Here is a 14,917-nt window from a genome sequence, read left to right as displayed (position 1 = left end):
ACCAACCCTGCGGTCCATAGCCTTTCTGCTTTTTTACCAAACCTTAACGCATGGTTACAAACTCTTCTGCGGCGGTTGGGTGGATAGCGACGGTGTTGTCGAAATCTTTCTTGGTTGCGCCCATTTTCACGGCGACGGCAAACCCTTGCAGGATTTCATCCATACCGAAGCCGATACCATGGATACCAACAATCTTCTCTTCCACCCCTACGCAGACTAATTTCATCCGGCATGGCTGGCGGTGCTGAGTTACTGCGCTGTACATGGCGGTGAAGGAAGATTTGTACACTTTCACCTGATCGTCGCCAAACTTCTCGCGTGCTTGCGGCTCAGTCAGGCCAATAGTACCGATTGGCGGATGGCTGAATACGACGGTTGGAATATTACTGTAATCCAGATGCTCATCCGGCTTGTTATTGAACAAGCGTTCAGACAAACGGCGACCCGCAGCTACAGCTACAGGAGTCAGTTCAACCGCACCGGTGTTGTCCCCGACGGCGTAGATACCTTTGACGTTAGTATTTTGGAACTTATCAACGTCGATATAGCCTTTGTCATTGGTTTTGACACCGCTGGCAGACAGATTGAGGTTGTCAGTTGATGGCTCACGGCCAATGGCCCAAATCAGGTGGTCAACGGTGACTTCAGTGCCATTTTCCAGTTGCAGCGTTAGGCTACCATCGGCGTTTTTAATCACCGCTTTTGGTATCGCTTCGGTATGCAGTTTTGGCCCTTCGGTGTTCATCACTTCAAGCAGAGTTTCAACAATCAGCGGATCAAAAGTACGCAATGGTGCATGTTTGCGGACAAACAGATGGGTTTCTGTACCTAACCCATTGAGCACCCCGGCGATTTCTACCGCGATATAACCTGCACCGACTACGGCAACTCGCTTTGGCATCTCGTCTAATTCGAAGAAGCCATCGGAGTCGATCCCGTATTCTGCGCCAGGGATATTCGGGTGACTTGGGCGGCCACCGGTGGCGATCAGGATGTGATCAGCAGTGATTTTTTCACCGTTCACTTCCACAGTATGCGCATCAACAAAACGCGCGAAACCATGAATAACATCCACTTTGTTATTACCTAAACCGCGTTCATAAGACTGATGGATACGATCGATGTAAGCAGTACGGTTAGCGATCAGCTTTTTCCAATCGAAATGATTCACCGTGGTATCGAAGCCGTAATCTGGGCCATACAAATGAATCGCTTCTGCAATTTGCGCGGCATGCCACATCACTTTTTTCGGCACGCAACCGACGTTGACGCAGGTGCCACCAAGCTGTTTAGCTTCGATCAGCGCACACTTTTTGCCGTACATGGCAGCCCGGTTGATCGACGCGATCCCACCACTGCCACCGCCAATTGCCAGATAGTCGTAATGTTTGGTCATCAGAATCGTTCCCACGTTGTTTAAAATTTGCCTAACAGTTTAACGCTTACCCGCGTTTTGTCGCAAAGGTTGCGTCAATGGCTCTGATAGGCAATTTATTTAGGAAAGAATTATTCCAGTGCTATCTATACCAAAATAATTCGAGTTGCAGGAAGGCAGCCAACGCATCTGCAACTTGAAGTATGAAGGGTATATTATTCTGGCACTACCCATTTCACCAGTGTATGACCATGGCCCGATGGCACCAGCACGTTGTGCAGCCACGGCAACAAGGTATTCATTTGTTGTTCCAGCTTCCACGGCGGGTTAATCACAATCATGCCAGATGCGGTCATACCATGTTGGTCGCTGTCCGGGCGCACTGCCAGCTCAATTTGCAAGATACGGCGGATGCCAGTGGCTTCCAGATCCCGTAGCATGCGTTTGATTTGCTGACGTAAAACCACTGGATACCATAATGCATAGGTACCTGTTGCAAAGCGTTTATAGCCTTCCTGAATACCTTTCACCACATCCTGATAATCCGTTTTCATTTCATACGGTGGATCAATCAGAACAAAGCCCCGGCGTGATGATGGGGGTAATTGTGATTTAAGCTGTTGATAACCATCGGCACGCTGAACTTTAGCTCGCTCATCTTTAGCAAATTCATTGCGCAGCAACGGGTAGTCGCTTGGGTGCAGTTCAGTCAGATGAATTTTGTCATCTTCACGCAATAAATGGCGAGCGATTAACGGCGAACCGGGGTAATAACGCAGTTTTTCGCTACGGTTAAAGTAATTGATAACGCTCATGTATGGCGCTAGATCAGCAGGTAAATCATCACGTTGCCACAGTAAGCCGATGCCATCAAGGTACTCCCCCGTGCGCTCGGCATGCTCACCGCTTAATTGGTAGCGACCGGCTCCGGCGTGGGTATCCAGATAAAGGAACGGTTTTTCTTTTTCCTTCAAAGACTCAATAATCAGACTTTGAACGGTATGTTTAAGAACGTCGGCATGGTTGCCGGCGTGAAAACTATGGCGATAACTTAACATTTATGGCTTCTCCTGAGGCTTAGGTAGCATTATCTATCAAAGGGATTGATGTCGCCAGCCATTGATTTTCGCAGCAGCAGACCTCATGTTAATGATTCATGCATAATCTATTATCCTCCGCTGGACAGGCTCTGGCGTTGGCATTCAAAACTATAATCAGGACTGCCCTATGACAAATCCGCTGTTGACCCCGTTCTCCCTGCCGCCATTTTCTGCGATTCGCCCCGAAGATATCGTGCCTGCGGTGAAATCCGCGCTGGATGAATGCCGTCAAGCGGTGGAGCGGGTAGTTGCCCAGCCAGGACCTTTCACTTGGGATAACCTGTGCCAGCCATTGGCTGAGTCTGACGATCGCTTATCGCGTATCTGGTCGCCTATCGGGCATTTAAATTCGGTCAAAAATAGCCCAGAACTGCGCACTGCATATGAACAAAGCCTGCCATTGCTGTCGGAATACGGTACTTGGGTGGGTCAACATAAAGGTTTGTATCAGGCCTATGTCAGCCTGAAAGAAGGCCCGGGGTTTGATGCATTGACAGCCCCACAGCGCAAAGCGGTAGAGAATGCGCTGCGCGATTTCCAGTTATCCGGTATCGGTTTACAACCCGATCAGCAGAAACGTTATGGCGAAATTGTCGCCCGCTTATCTGAGCTGGGTTCCACTTACAGCAATAACGTGCTCGATGCCACTATGGGCTGGAGCAAGTTAATTACTGAGGTTAACCAACTGCAGGGCTTGCCAGAAAGTGCCCTGGCTGCGGCTAAAGCTATGGCTGAAGCCAAAGAGCAGGATGGCTGGTTGCTGACGCTGGATATGCCAAGTTACCTGCCGGTTCTGACCTATGCTGATAACGCTAAATTGCGCGAAGAGATGTACCGCGCCTTCGCGACCCGCGCCTCTGATCAGGGGCCAAATGCCGGTAAGTGGGATAACAGTGAAATCATGGCGGAAATTCTGACATTGCGCCATGAGTTGGCACAACTGTTAGGTTTTGGCAGCTATGCCGATAAATCGCTGGCGACCAAAATGGCAGAAAGCCCGCAACAGGTGCTTGGTTTCCTAAACGATTTGGCGAAGCGCGCTCGCCCGCAGGCTGAAGAAGAGCTGGCGCAATTACGTGCTTTTGCTGAGAAACACTACGGCGTCAATGAGTTGGCTGCCTGGGATATCACCTATTATTCAGAGAAACAGAAGCAGCATCTGTTCTCCATCAGTGACGAGCAATTGCGACCTTACTTCCCGGAACAGCGGGTGGTAGAAGGGTTATTCGAAGTCGTTAAACGTATTTACGGTATTAGCGCCAAAGAGCGCCGCGATGTGGATACCTGGCATCCAGATGTGCGGTTCTTCGAACTCTTTGATGCCAGCGGTGAACTGCGCGGCAGCTTCTATCTTGACTTGTACGCCCGTGAGCACAAACGTGGCGGTGCCTGGATGGATGATTGTGTTGGTAGCCTGCGTCTGGCGAATGGCCAATTGCAAAAACCCGTCGCTTATCTGACTTGTAACTTTAATGGGCCAGTCGGCGGTAAACCGGCGCTGTTCACCCATAACGAAGTCACCACCTTGTTCCATGAGTTCGGCCATGGTCTGCATCATATGCTGACCAAAATTGATACTGCCGGTGTATCGGGCATCAATGGTGTCCCTTGGGATGCGGTCGAATTGCCGAGCCAGTTTATGGAGAACTGGTGCTGGGAGCCGGAGGCGCTGGCGTTTATTTCCGGCCATTACCAGACGCACGAGCCATTACCGCAAGAGATGCTGGATAAACTGCTGGCGGCCAAAAACTATCAGGCGGCGTTATTTATTCTGCGTCAATTAGAGTTCGGCCTGTTCGATTTCCGCATGCATTATGAGTTCGATCCACTGACTGGTGCACAGATCCTGCCGATCCTGTATGAAGTGAAAAAGCAGGTGGCAGTGGTACCGTCACCAACATGGGGCCGTTTCCCACATGCTTTTAGCCATATCTTTGCTGGTGGCTATGCGGCGGGTTACTACAGCTATTTGTGGGCAGAAGTGCTCTCGGCAGATGCGTTCTCGCGTTTCGAAGAAGAGGGGATTTTCAATGCTGCCACCGGGCAGTCCTTCCTCGATAATATTCTGTCCCGTGGCGGTTCTGAAGAGCCTATGACGCTGTTCAAGCGCTTCCGTGGCCGTGAGCCGCAGTTGGATGCTATGCTGCGCCATTACGGTATTAAGGGCTAGAACGTGTCACAGGTAAGTATCTGTTTATTGTCCGAAGCAGGCGCCGCCCCCGGCGCCTTGTCTATTTTGGCTGAGCGCTGGGGGTTGGTGTCTGACGAGCAGGCCATTATGGCGCTGGTGCTGACACCTGAGCGCCTTGAGTTGCGCAAGAGGGATGAGCCGAAGCTCGGCGGCATTTATGTCGATTTTGTCTCCGGTACGTTGGCGCATCGCCGCAAGTTCGGCGGTGGGCGAGGGGAAGCAGTAGCCAAAGCCGTCGGTATCAAAAAGGGTTATCTTCCCCGCGTGGTCGATGCCACCGCAGGCTTAGGGCGGGATGCGTTTGTTTTGGCAGCGCTGGGTTGCCAGGTGCAAATGCTGGAACGCAATCCAGTGGTGGCGGCATTGCTCGATGATGGTTTGTGTCGCGGTTATCAGGATGCTGAGATTGGCCCGTGGCTGCGTGAACGGTTGACGCTGTTGCACGCCTCCAGCCTGATAGCACTGGCAGATATTGAACCCCGGCCAGAAGTGGTTTACCTCGATCCGATGTACCCGCACCGGCAGAAAAGTGCGTTGGTTAAAAAGGAGATGCGGGTGTTCCAATCGCTGGTGGGTGCGGATGAAGATGCCGATGGTTTATTGGCACCGGCCCGTGCGTTAGCGACCAAACGGGTGGTGGTGAAGCGGCCAGATTATGCCGAACCGTTGGCAGGAATAGCTGCGCAAGCGGCTGTCACCACTAAAAGCCATCGTTTTGACCTCTATATGCCACTTCCTTGATGCTATTACAGTGTTAGTTGGCCCTGTTGCTGTAATGCCAATGACTTTGGATATGTTGGCTTCAATCAGGCGGCTGCGCGTTATTGCAGCCACCTGAATCATCTATTCTACCTGGATAAATAGTTATGAAATAAGCGGTGAGCTGACAATAAAATCATTGCGTGTGAATTGATGTTTGCCGGTGAATTTTATCATCATATCGACTTTGCTTATTTTTGGATCGAAATCAATCATCAGATAGGTAATATTAGCGACATCATCATATTTCTGCATTAATTCTGTTTGACCATTCGCGCTAAATTGATTGACCAGATCAATATTGTTACCAGCCATAATGAATGATAAATCAATTTTATCTTCACCAGATGTAAAGTCGATGATGGTATCGGTATATTTTTGGGTGGAATCCCTGCTATTACGGTATTGGAAAATATCACGGCCCTCTCCCCCTTTCATCCGGTCAGCGCCACGCCCGCCGAATAACCGGTCATCGCCACTCCCGCCGGCGAGCCGGTCATTGCCTGCGCCCCCAGATAAGAAGTCATCGCCCTTACCACCGGATAGCCGATCATTGCCACGGCCGCCAAATAGCCGATCATTTCCCTCCCGGCCCCATAATCTGTCATCACCATCCCCTCCGTTTAGGGTGTTATTTGATCGGTTACCGTTGATTTCATCATCACCGCTACCTGTGATGGCATTTTCAATCACGACTTTATCTGCAATTGAGACATTGCCTCTCAAGCCGCCAATATCAGAGAAACCACGCTTAGTCAGTGTGATTCTTTGATTTTGATGATAACCCGAAAAATCAAACGTATCGTTACCACCGGCGTCCCACACACAGAATACCAACTTGTCGCTAGCGTGGGTTGCAGTAAAGTAATCCCTATTACTATTGGAATTGAAACCATAAGTCGTATTGCCGATACGGGTACGATTATTGGTTCCGTAAAGGTATTGAAGTGCTAAAATATCATGGAGTTGTGGGGTTGATGCAAAGTTATTCCCGTAGATTGCTCCTGAGTAGAACTCAGATAAATAGCTCATTACACTGGTTTTTTGTGTCAAGCCCATCGAGTCATGAGTATGCTCCAAGCCTAGTGCATGGCCAAATTCATGCATAAATACCCGACCACCATAGTTTGATTGCGTGGGGGCTAGATTCTCCTCTATTTTCGCATTAATAAATATGGGGCTGAGGTTATCAGGATTCGGGCGATAGGCATAACCGCCAAGAGATCCCTCGAGTAAAGCATTCGTGATGGGAATGTTAGCTACAACATCATTTTCAGCCTCAATAAATTTAATATTCGCCACATCAGAAGTGGCGAGCATAGCGGTTCTTACCTGGTGAATTTGCGCTGCATTAAGAGAATAAACCTGAATACCATCATTCGACTTATAATGATGGTAATCTATTGGTATTGTTTGGCTAAACGAATACGTTACAATACTTATTCCATTTTTATTTTTATGTTCCCATTTATTTCTGCTGGTTATCGCTAATAGGTCAATCTCTTTTAATTTATAATTAATATTAATTCTTTCATTCGTATCCAGAATTCTGATGTGATTTTTAGTCTCGTCCTTGAACATTCTTATCCCTCATAATTTTGCTAACGACTCATGTGCCGGAGGGATGTTACTGGTATAGGGAATATTTAAAATAAGCACGTTCTTAAAAACAACCAGGGATTTTATATATTATCTGTCGGGGTATATTATTTTAAAATCTATGAAAATAAATTTCCCATATTCTCCAGGTATTATTACCTCAAAGAATATGGGAATAGAGTCTTACTTACAACACACCTTGGGCCAGCATTGCGTCTGCCACTTTAACAAAGGCCGCAATATTCGCGCCGTGTACATAGTGGGTTTGCTTACCTTCGCCGCCGTATTCAACACAAGATTGATGAATATCGAGCATGATGTGATGCAAACGGACATCAACTTTCTCGGCCTTCCAGCTCAGGCGGGCTGCGTTCTGCGCCATTTCCAGACCTGATGTGGCAACACCACCGGCATTGGCGGCTTTACCTGGTGCAAACAGCACACCTGCCTCAAGGAAAGCATCAGTTGCCTGAATAGTCGTAGGCATATTAGCGCCTTCGGCAACGGCTTTAACGCCGTTGGCAATCAGTTGACGTGCCGCTGGCAGGTCCAGTTCGTTCTGCGTCGCACACGGCAGTGCGATATCAACCGGTACACTCCATGGCTGCTGATCGGCTAAATAGACCAGATTACGTTCACGGGCATAGTCTTCAATACGACCATAACGTTTGTTTTTAATCTCAGCCAGATGCGCCAGTTTTTCTGGGGTAAAGCCTGCTTCATCAACCACCGTACCACCTGAGTCAGAAGCGGTAATCACTCTGGCACCCAGCTCCATGGCTTTTTCAATGGTATATTGCGCGACATTTCCGGCACCGGAAACCGAGACTTTTCGGCCTTCAAAACCTAAGCCGTGGCGTTTTAGCATGGCGTCGGTGAAATAGACCAAACCATAACCGGTGGCTTCCGGGCGAATCAGGCTACCGCCGAAGGAGAGACCTTTGCCGGTGAAGACACACGCGGTGTTATTCGACAGTTTTTTCATCATGCCGGACATAAACGCCACTTCACGACCACCAACACCAATATCACCCGCAGGAACATCGGTATCCGGGCCGAGATGACGATACAGTTCCATCATCAGTGCCTGACAAAAGCGCATCACTTCAGCCTGGCTTTTACCTTTAGGATTAAAGTCAGAACCGCCTTTACCACCGCCCATAGGCAGGGTCGTCAGGGCATTTTTAAAGGTTTGTTCAAAACCAAGGAACTTAAGAATCGATAAGTTTACTGATGGGTGAAAACGCATTCCGCCCTTATAAGGGCCAATCGACGAGTTAAACTGAACGCGCCAGGCGCGGTTAACCTGAACGTTACCTTGGTCATCAGTCCAGGCAACACGGAATTGAATAACGCGTTCTGGCTCGACTAAGCGCTCCAGTAGACTTTGTTCACGGTAATGTGGGTTTTGCTCCAGAAAGGGCCAAAGTGACGTGAACACTTCACGTACTGCTTGGAGATATTCTGGTTGGTTGGCATCACGTTGTTGTAAAGATTCTAAAAACGACTCCAGAGAAGTTAAACCATTCATCACTAATCATTCCTTGTACCAATTAAGACTCTCCTGACGGTGTTTTGTGACCTATTATTATTATCCAAAATAGTGAGGAGACGATGTTGTGCATCTTCGACTATATCATTGGTTTATATTCATGCTACAAGGGATTTTTGACAAAAACTTAGCAGGGTTACTAATGTGTGGAAATATAGGGTGGGCGTGGGATTCAGCATAAAAAAACGCCCGCTAAAGGCGGGCGTCAGAGGTGATGATGCTAATCTAATAACACTTAGGCAGCTTAATCATCTTCACCATTTTCTTCATCACGCAGTGGCACGATAAGCATATCGACATGTACGGTATTGATCAGTTGGCGTGCTGAAGACATCAACTTGCTCCAGAAATCCTGATGATGACCGCATAATACCAAGTCCATATCATATTTCTTAATAGCATCAACCAGTACCTGACCCAAATCGCCGCTACCACTCAGGGTTTGCTCAATCGGGTAGCCTGCATTTTGCGAAAGCTCAGTTAATGCATTATGGGTTTCTTCAGAGATACGTTTTTGCATATCGCCAAGATTAACGTCGATCAGACCGGTATAGAGATCTGAGTAGTTAACATCAACATGGATCAGGGAAACTTTGGCATTGTACGGTCTGGCCATGGAGACCGCCTTTTCCACCAATACCTTACTTTCTGGAGATAGGTCAACCGCAATCAGAATGTGTTTGTAAGCCATAAGTAAACTCCTTCCATAATGTTAATTAATGGGTAAGCAAACATTCAACCTGTTGAACGGGTGCTAACACGGTATCTGTATAGTACCATTATGACCCCTAACTGAAGTGTTTCACGGATCACAACGCACTGTTTTGATGATGATCACTAAAGCATCCGTATGTCATTTTGCCGCCAATTACATCAACAAGTGATGAGATTCGGCTATTCATTACCTTGGCACACGGTTAGGTTACTTAAATTTAAAGCAGATCATTATCTTAAGTATAGCGCTGATAAACCATCCTGATTAACGGAATTTCATATTTGTGATGCAAATATAACTTACAAAGAACGGCGGCCAAATTTATATAATTTAGTTAAGAAAGATTAATATTTCATCGCTATTGATGTGTTTTATGAACATTTTTCAGTGAGTAATATTAGATATAAGTTAACGCTAATCGATACTTAACAAATGTCTAAATAGGCTTAATTTAGAGATTATCAGGCTATTTTCCATTTCATTTCCTACACTCATAAAGGGAGTCCTACACGTTCGGATACTGTGTCGAGTGAACAACGCATCGAACCAGAATCAGAAAGCGGGCGATAGGGGGTGGCGTTTGAAGCCCTGGGGGTGTTTGTATCGGCTAGAGTGAGCGATGGCGCAGAGGTTCAGGTGACTGACCTTATGTGCGAGATATCGCTGGGAGGATAATTATGATCAGTACCGTCGCGCTTTTTTGGGCTTTGTGTGTGGTATGTGTGATTAATATGGCACGTTATTATTCATCTCTGCGTGCTTTGTTAGTGGTATTACGTGGCTGCGACCCGTTGCTGTATCAATATGTTGATGGTGGTGGATTTTTTACCTCTCACGGTCAGCCGAGCAAACAAATTAGATTAGTGGGTTACATTTTTGCCCAACGTTATCTTGATCATCATGATCCAGAATTTATCCGCCGCTGTGAGAGACTACGTGGGCAATTTATACTGACCAGCGCATTATGTGGCTTGGTAGTGGTCAGTCTGGTGGGCTTAATGTTGTGGTATTAGTATGAATTCTTGGCAGAAAGACAATTAAAAAAGGCGACCTAATCAGGCCGCCTTTTTATTTACCGTGACTGTTCAATATGTTCACTGCCCAGTCTTATCATCATGCTACGTTAAGGCACTATGATAGTAATACGTTTCGCTGGGTTTAAATAAATTTCAGTGCCACCCAGTACAGCCCACCGGAAAGAAGAATAGAGATTGGTAAGGTTAATACCCAAGCCAACATAATGTTCTTCACGGTTTTACTCTGAACACCACCGCCATCAACCAACATGGTCCCGGCAACGGCGGAAGAGAGCACTTGCGTTGTCGATACAGGCATACCGGTATAACTCGCAATACCGATGGAAACCGCCGCAGTCATCTGGGCTGAAACCCCTTGCGCGTAAGTCATGCCTTTCTTACCGATTTTCTCACCGATGGTGACTGCCACACGTTTCCAGCCAATCATGGTACCCAAAGAGAGGGCCAGAGCGACGGCAACGATGATCCAGGTCGGCGCATATTCCACAGTTTCCAACAAATCTGTACGCAGATTATTGAGGAAACGACGGTCTTGAGCACTGGTTTCAGGCAGTTTGGCAACCGTCCCTGCGGTTTCGGCAACACACATCAGCAAGCGACGCATATGGCTGCGTTGATCGACCGTCAGGTCGTCATAGCTTTGCAGGTTAGCCAACAACGTTTGGGCATGATCAATAGCAATCATGGCGCGTGAGCTATCACAATGGAACTGTGCGGGTGTATTCGGTAATGTTTCTGGTGCAGGTACCAGCGGTTTTAGCGCAACGGCATGAGGTAATACCTCAACATGTTGCTGATAATATTGTTGCAGATGGGTCACTGCATCGCGGGTGCGGGCAATATCATAACCGGTTGCACTCATATTCACGACAAACCCAGCCGGAGCCACGCCGATTAATACCAGCATGATCAAGCCAATCCCTTTCTGACCATCGTTAGCGCCATGAGAGAAACTCACACCGATAGCCGATAGAATCAGCGCAGTACGGGTCCAGAATGGCGGTTTACGTTTACCGTCTTTCTTTTCACGTTCAGCGGGTGTCAGGTGAATACGTTGCTGCTTTTTAGACCCGTTCCAGTAACGACGTAACAGGAACACCATCAACCCGGCAATAACCAGACCCACAATCGGGGATAAGATTAATGACAGGAAGATTTGAATCATCTTAGGAACGTTCAGTGCATCTACAACAGATGTACTGGTCATTAATGCATTGGTTAAACCAATACCGATGATTGCACCAATTAGCGTATGAGAGCTGGAAGCTGGGATACCGAAATACCAAGTGCCCAAATTCCAGATAATCGCCGCCAGCAGCATAGAGAAGACCATAGCCAACCCATGTGCCGAACTGACGTTTAACAGCAGATCAGTAGGCAATAAATGAACGATGGCATAAGCCACGCTCAAACCGCCCAGCATCACGCCGAGGAAGTTAAACACCCCTGCCATCACAACAGCAACCTGTGAACGCATGGCACGGGTATAGATTACGGTCGCAACCGCATTGGCTGTATCATGAAAACCATTGATGGCTTCGTAAAACAGCACGAACAACAAAGCAAGAACTAACATTAGGCCGGTATGGAAATCCAGGCCAGCGAAAAGATGTAGCATAAGCGTTACGCCAGTTTGTGGACATGAACGCGGCGCATTATCAGTGACAATGGGGGGTGGGGAAAAGGAAAATATGACCTTTTTTTGACATGACCGCAGACGAATTAGTCTTTTTGATCAACATATGTATGTTATATCAGCAAGTTACTTAGTTTTACCGTATGAGACATTTTCTTACTATAGCGATATTCCTGCGGGCGACTTACAATCTCCCGCCGCCAATTTGTCGGTTGAATGCACTAAATAATATAATAATCAGCCAAAAGCGGGCAATTTTGCAGCGATGATGATTTTACTCAGTGAGGCCCAGTGTGGAACAGTTTGATGTGGTAGTGATAGGTGCAGGTGCTGCGGGGCTATTTTGTGCCGCTCAGGCCGGGCAAGCAGGATGTCGGGTGTTACTGGTCGATAACGGCAAAAAGGCTGGGCGCAAAATACTGATGTCTGGTGGCGGTCGCTGTAATTTTACCAATCTCTTTGCGGAACCTGCCGCTTACCTGTCACACAATCCCCATTTCTGTAAATCCGCCTTGGCTCGTTATACCCAATGGGATTTCATCGATCTGATGAATCGCTATGGCATTGCCTGGCATGAGAAGGCGCTAGGGCAGTTGTTCTGCGATGACTCTGCTCAGCAGGTGGTTGAGCTATTACTGAAAGAGTGTGAGTTGGGGCAGGTCACGATTCGGTTGCGTAGTGATGTTTTGTCGGTTGAAAAAAGCGATACGGGGTTTGTATTACAAATTAATGATTTGAAAGTGAGCACTAACTCACTTGTTGTCGCTTCTGGTGGGCTATCTATGCCTGGACTAGGCGCTTCACCGTTCGGCTATAAGCTGGCGGAGCAGTTTGGTTTGAAAGTCCTCCCGACTCGTGCAGCATTAGTCCCCTTTACCTTGCACAAACCGCTGCTGGAACACCTGCAAACATTATCTGGTGTTTCAGTGCCTGCGGTGGTCACCGCCGAAAATGGCGTTAGCTTCCGTGAGAGTATTTTGTTTACTCATCGTGGGCTTTCTGGCCCGGCAATTTTACAACTTTCAAGCTATTGGCAGGCTGGTGAGTATGTGAGCATTAACTTACTTCCTGACACTGATTTAGACGATTTTCTCGACAGTGAGCGAAAAGCACACCCTAATCAGACACTGAAGAATACTCTGGCTCAGCGGTTACCTAAGCGGCTGGTGGAGTGTCTTCAAACCTTAGAGCAACTGCCAGACGTTACTCTGAAGCAATTAAATGCGCCGCAGCAGGCCGCGTTAGTCGCCAATCTTCAACAATGGCGAGTGCAACCCAATGGCACCGAGGGTTACCGTACTGCTGAGGTCACTCTTGGTGGTGTTGACACCCAAGAGCTCTCATCTAAGACAATGGGGGCCCATAAAGTGCCTGGAATGTACTTTATTGGCGAGGTCGTTGATGTCACTGGCTGGTTGGGTGGCTATAACTTTCAATGGGCCTGGAGCTCTGCCTGGGCCTGTGCGCAGGCATTGGCGGCTGAGAAGCAAAAATAAAGTTTGTACGCTCAGTTAAATTTCATCCATAAAGTCCGGCGGTGATAAAGGTTCTTGGCGAGGATGTTGCGTCAACGACTTTTACTGGCAGTTGAAGATACGCGATAGTTGAGATAAAGCCTCTTAACCAGATATACCTGATCAAGAGGCTATCATGGGGTCAGTGCGGCATGATTCTCAACGCAATGCCTGAAGAATATTATAGGCAGCTTGCACGCGAACAGGATTAGGGTAATTCTTGTTAGCTAACATCACGATGCCAATATTTTCCTCTGGGATGAAGACAATATAAGCCCCAAAGCCATTGGTAGCACCGGTCTTATGCACCCAGGATGCCCGTGTTGCTGAGTGTGGTGGCAGCAACTCCTCAACTTTACGCGGTTTCAACGCGATATCATTGCCACTGTCGGCGATGACCCGCTGCGGGTTGATAGGCCAGTTATACATTTCCCATCCCAACCCCTGGAACATCTCCCCCGCCTGGAAATAGCGAGACTGAGCCGCGATGATAGCTTTCTTTAACTTATCGTTTTCGGTAGGTAGGCTGTCTGGGTCCATATTGGCCTGCATATATCTCACCATATCTTTCGTGGTGGTTTTTACCCCATAAGCTTCCTCACCCAGCATGCCCAACGTGACGCGTACTGGCTGACCATCCTTATATCCCCATGCATAGCTTGACTGCATCGATTCAGGGACAGTGATAAAAGTGTGTGTCAGTTTTAAGGGCTGGAACACATACTTCTTCATGTAGTCTTCGAAGGTTAATTGGCTTCTTTTTACCGCCAACGCCCCGAATAAACCAATACTGGCATTGGAGTAATTGCGCATCACTCCAGGTGCCCATTGTGGCTGCCATTGCTGATAATATTGCCATAATGATTTTTGGTCTGTAACCGAATCGGGCAGTTGAAGAGGTAGCCCCCCCGCAGTGTAGGTCGCCAGATGCAGCATTTTCACATCTTGCCACTGACTGCCTGTTAGCTCAGGAGCGTATTCCGTCACTGGATCATTAAGGTTCATAATGCCGGTTTGCATGGCATATTCCCCAGCTATTCCGGTAAAGGTCTTACTTACTGAACCGAGTTCAAACAGCGTATTCTCAGTGACTGGGATATCTGCTTTTATATCCGCTACGCCATAGTTAAAAAACTGTGGTTTTCCATCATAAAATACAGCGACGGCCATACCGGGGATATTCTGTTGTTCGATCAACGGCTTAAGGGTGTTATTGACGATAACCGCAACCTGTTGCTCCGTAAGTATAGTTTGTGCCGAGGTATAAAATGGCGAAGTTGCGATAGCGGTAAAGACCAAGGTATTGATTACAGACTTTTTCAACATTAGAAAATCTTCCTTAGATTGATAAACAACAAGCAGTGTGTCTCCTTCTGCGTCGCTGATTCTGCGGTGATTGACTATGGATAACAATCGATTATATTTAGTGTTTGATAATA

11 protein-coding genes are annotated in these 14,917 nt (G+C 47.6%); 4 read left to right on the top strand and 7 right to left on the bottom strand.

Going from position 1 to position 14,917, the window contains the following annotated elements:
* Nucleotides 1-43: 43 nt before the first annotated feature.
* Together gorA and EL015_RS20635 are read right to left on the bottom strand one after the other, a co-directional pair.
* A complete protein-coding gene (gene gorA / locus EL015_RS20640; RefSeq protein ID WP_005187091.1) occupies nt 44-1,396 on the bottom strand; it encodes a glutathione-disulfide reductase in 1,353 nt (450 codons plus the stop codon).
* 194 nt (nt 1,397-1,590) lie between these two features.
* Complete coding sequence (locus tag EL015_RS20635) at nt 1,591-2,433, bottom strand: 23S rRNA (adenine(2030)-N(6))-methyltransferase RlmJ (RefSeq protein WP_005187093.1); 843 nt, start codon at nt 2,431-2,433, stop codon at nt 1,591-1,593.
* Between the two features lie 169 nt (nt 2,434-2,602).
* Here EL015_RS20635 and prlC point away from each other — a divergent pair, with 169 nt between their 5' ends.
* Together prlC and rsmJ are read left to right on the top strand one after the other, a co-directional pair.
* The gene (gene prlC / locus EL015_RS20630; RefSeq protein ID WP_005187095.1) at nt 2,603-4,645 is read left to right on the top strand and encodes an oligopeptidase A; all 2,043 of its coding nucleotides are present in this window, start codon (nt 2,603-2,605) and stop codon (nt 4,643-4,645) included.
* A 3-nt stretch (nt 4,646-4,648) separates the two neighbouring features.
* Nucleotides 4,649-5,407, top strand: coding sequence for a 16S rRNA (guanine(1516)-N(2))-methyltransferase RsmJ (gene rsmJ, locus EL015_RS20625; protein WP_032906784.1), 759 nt, complete (start codon nt 4,649-4,651; stop codon nt 5,405-5,407).
* A 123-nt stretch (nt 5,408-5,530) separates the two neighbouring features.
* On the opposite strand, the gene EL015_RS20620 is transcribed toward rsmJ, so the two are convergent.
* The 3 genes from EL015_RS20620 to uspA form a co-directional block, all read right to left on the bottom strand.
* A complete protein-coding gene (locus tag EL015_RS20620) occupies nt 5,531-7,006 on the bottom strand; it encodes a M10 family metallopeptidase C-terminal domain-containing protein (RefSeq protein WP_032906785.1) in 1,476 nt (491 codons plus the stop codon).
* Between the two features lie 205 nt (nt 7,007-7,211).
* Complete coding sequence (gene gdhA, locus EL015_RS20615) at nt 7,212-8,555, bottom strand: NADP-specific glutamate dehydrogenase (RefSeq protein WP_005187104.1); 1,344 nt, start codon at nt 8,553-8,555, stop codon at nt 7,212-7,214.
* 265 nt (nt 8,556-8,820) lie between these two features.
* Nucleotides 8,821-9,267, bottom strand: coding sequence for a universal stress protein UspA (gene uspA / locus EL015_RS20610; RefSeq protein WP_005187107.1), 447 nt, complete (start codon nt 9,265-9,267; stop codon nt 8,821-8,823).
* Between the two features lie 701 nt (nt 9,268-9,968).
* Between uspA and uspB the strand changes: the two genes are divergently transcribed.
* Nucleotides 9,969-10,304: a universal stress protein UspB gene (uspB, locus tag EL015_RS20605; RefSeq protein WP_005187112.1), complete on the top strand. Its 336-nt coding sequence runs from the start codon at nt 9,969-9,971 to the stop codon at nt 10,302-10,304.
* A 145-nt stretch (nt 10,305-10,449) separates the two neighbouring features.
* On the opposite strand, the gene pitA is transcribed toward uspB, so the two are convergent.
* Nucleotides 10,450-11,946, bottom strand: coding sequence for an inorganic phosphate transporter PitA (gene pitA / locus EL015_RS20600; RefSeq protein WP_005187114.1), 1,497 nt, complete (start codon nt 11,944-11,946; stop codon nt 10,450-10,452).
* 311 nt (nt 11,947-12,257) lie between these two features.
* Here pitA and EL015_RS20595 point away from each other — a divergent pair, with 311 nt between their 5' ends.
* Nucleotides 12,258-13,460, top strand: a complete 1,203-nt coding sequence (locus EL015_RS20595) for a BaiN/RdsA family NAD(P)/FAD-dependent oxidoreductase (protein ID WP_005187116.1) — start codon at nt 12,258-12,260, stop codon at nt 13,458-13,460.
* Between the two features lie 177 nt (nt 13,461-13,637).
* On the opposite strand, the gene ampC is transcribed toward EL015_RS20595, so the two are convergent.
* Nucleotides 13,638-14,804, bottom strand: a complete 1,167-nt coding sequence (gene ampC / locus EL015_RS20590; RefSeq protein ID WP_005187118.1) for a class C beta-lactamase — start codon at nt 14,802-14,804, stop codon at nt 13,638-13,640.
* Nucleotides 14,805-14,917: the final 113 nt, after the last annotated feature.

It is taken from the genome of Yersinia intermedia, assembly GCF_900635455.1.
Lineage (GTDB): Bacteria > Pseudomonadota > Gammaproteobacteria > Enterobacterales > Enterobacteriaceae > Yersinia > Yersinia intermedia.
This window is presented reverse-complemented; position numbering and strand designations above follow the sequence as displayed.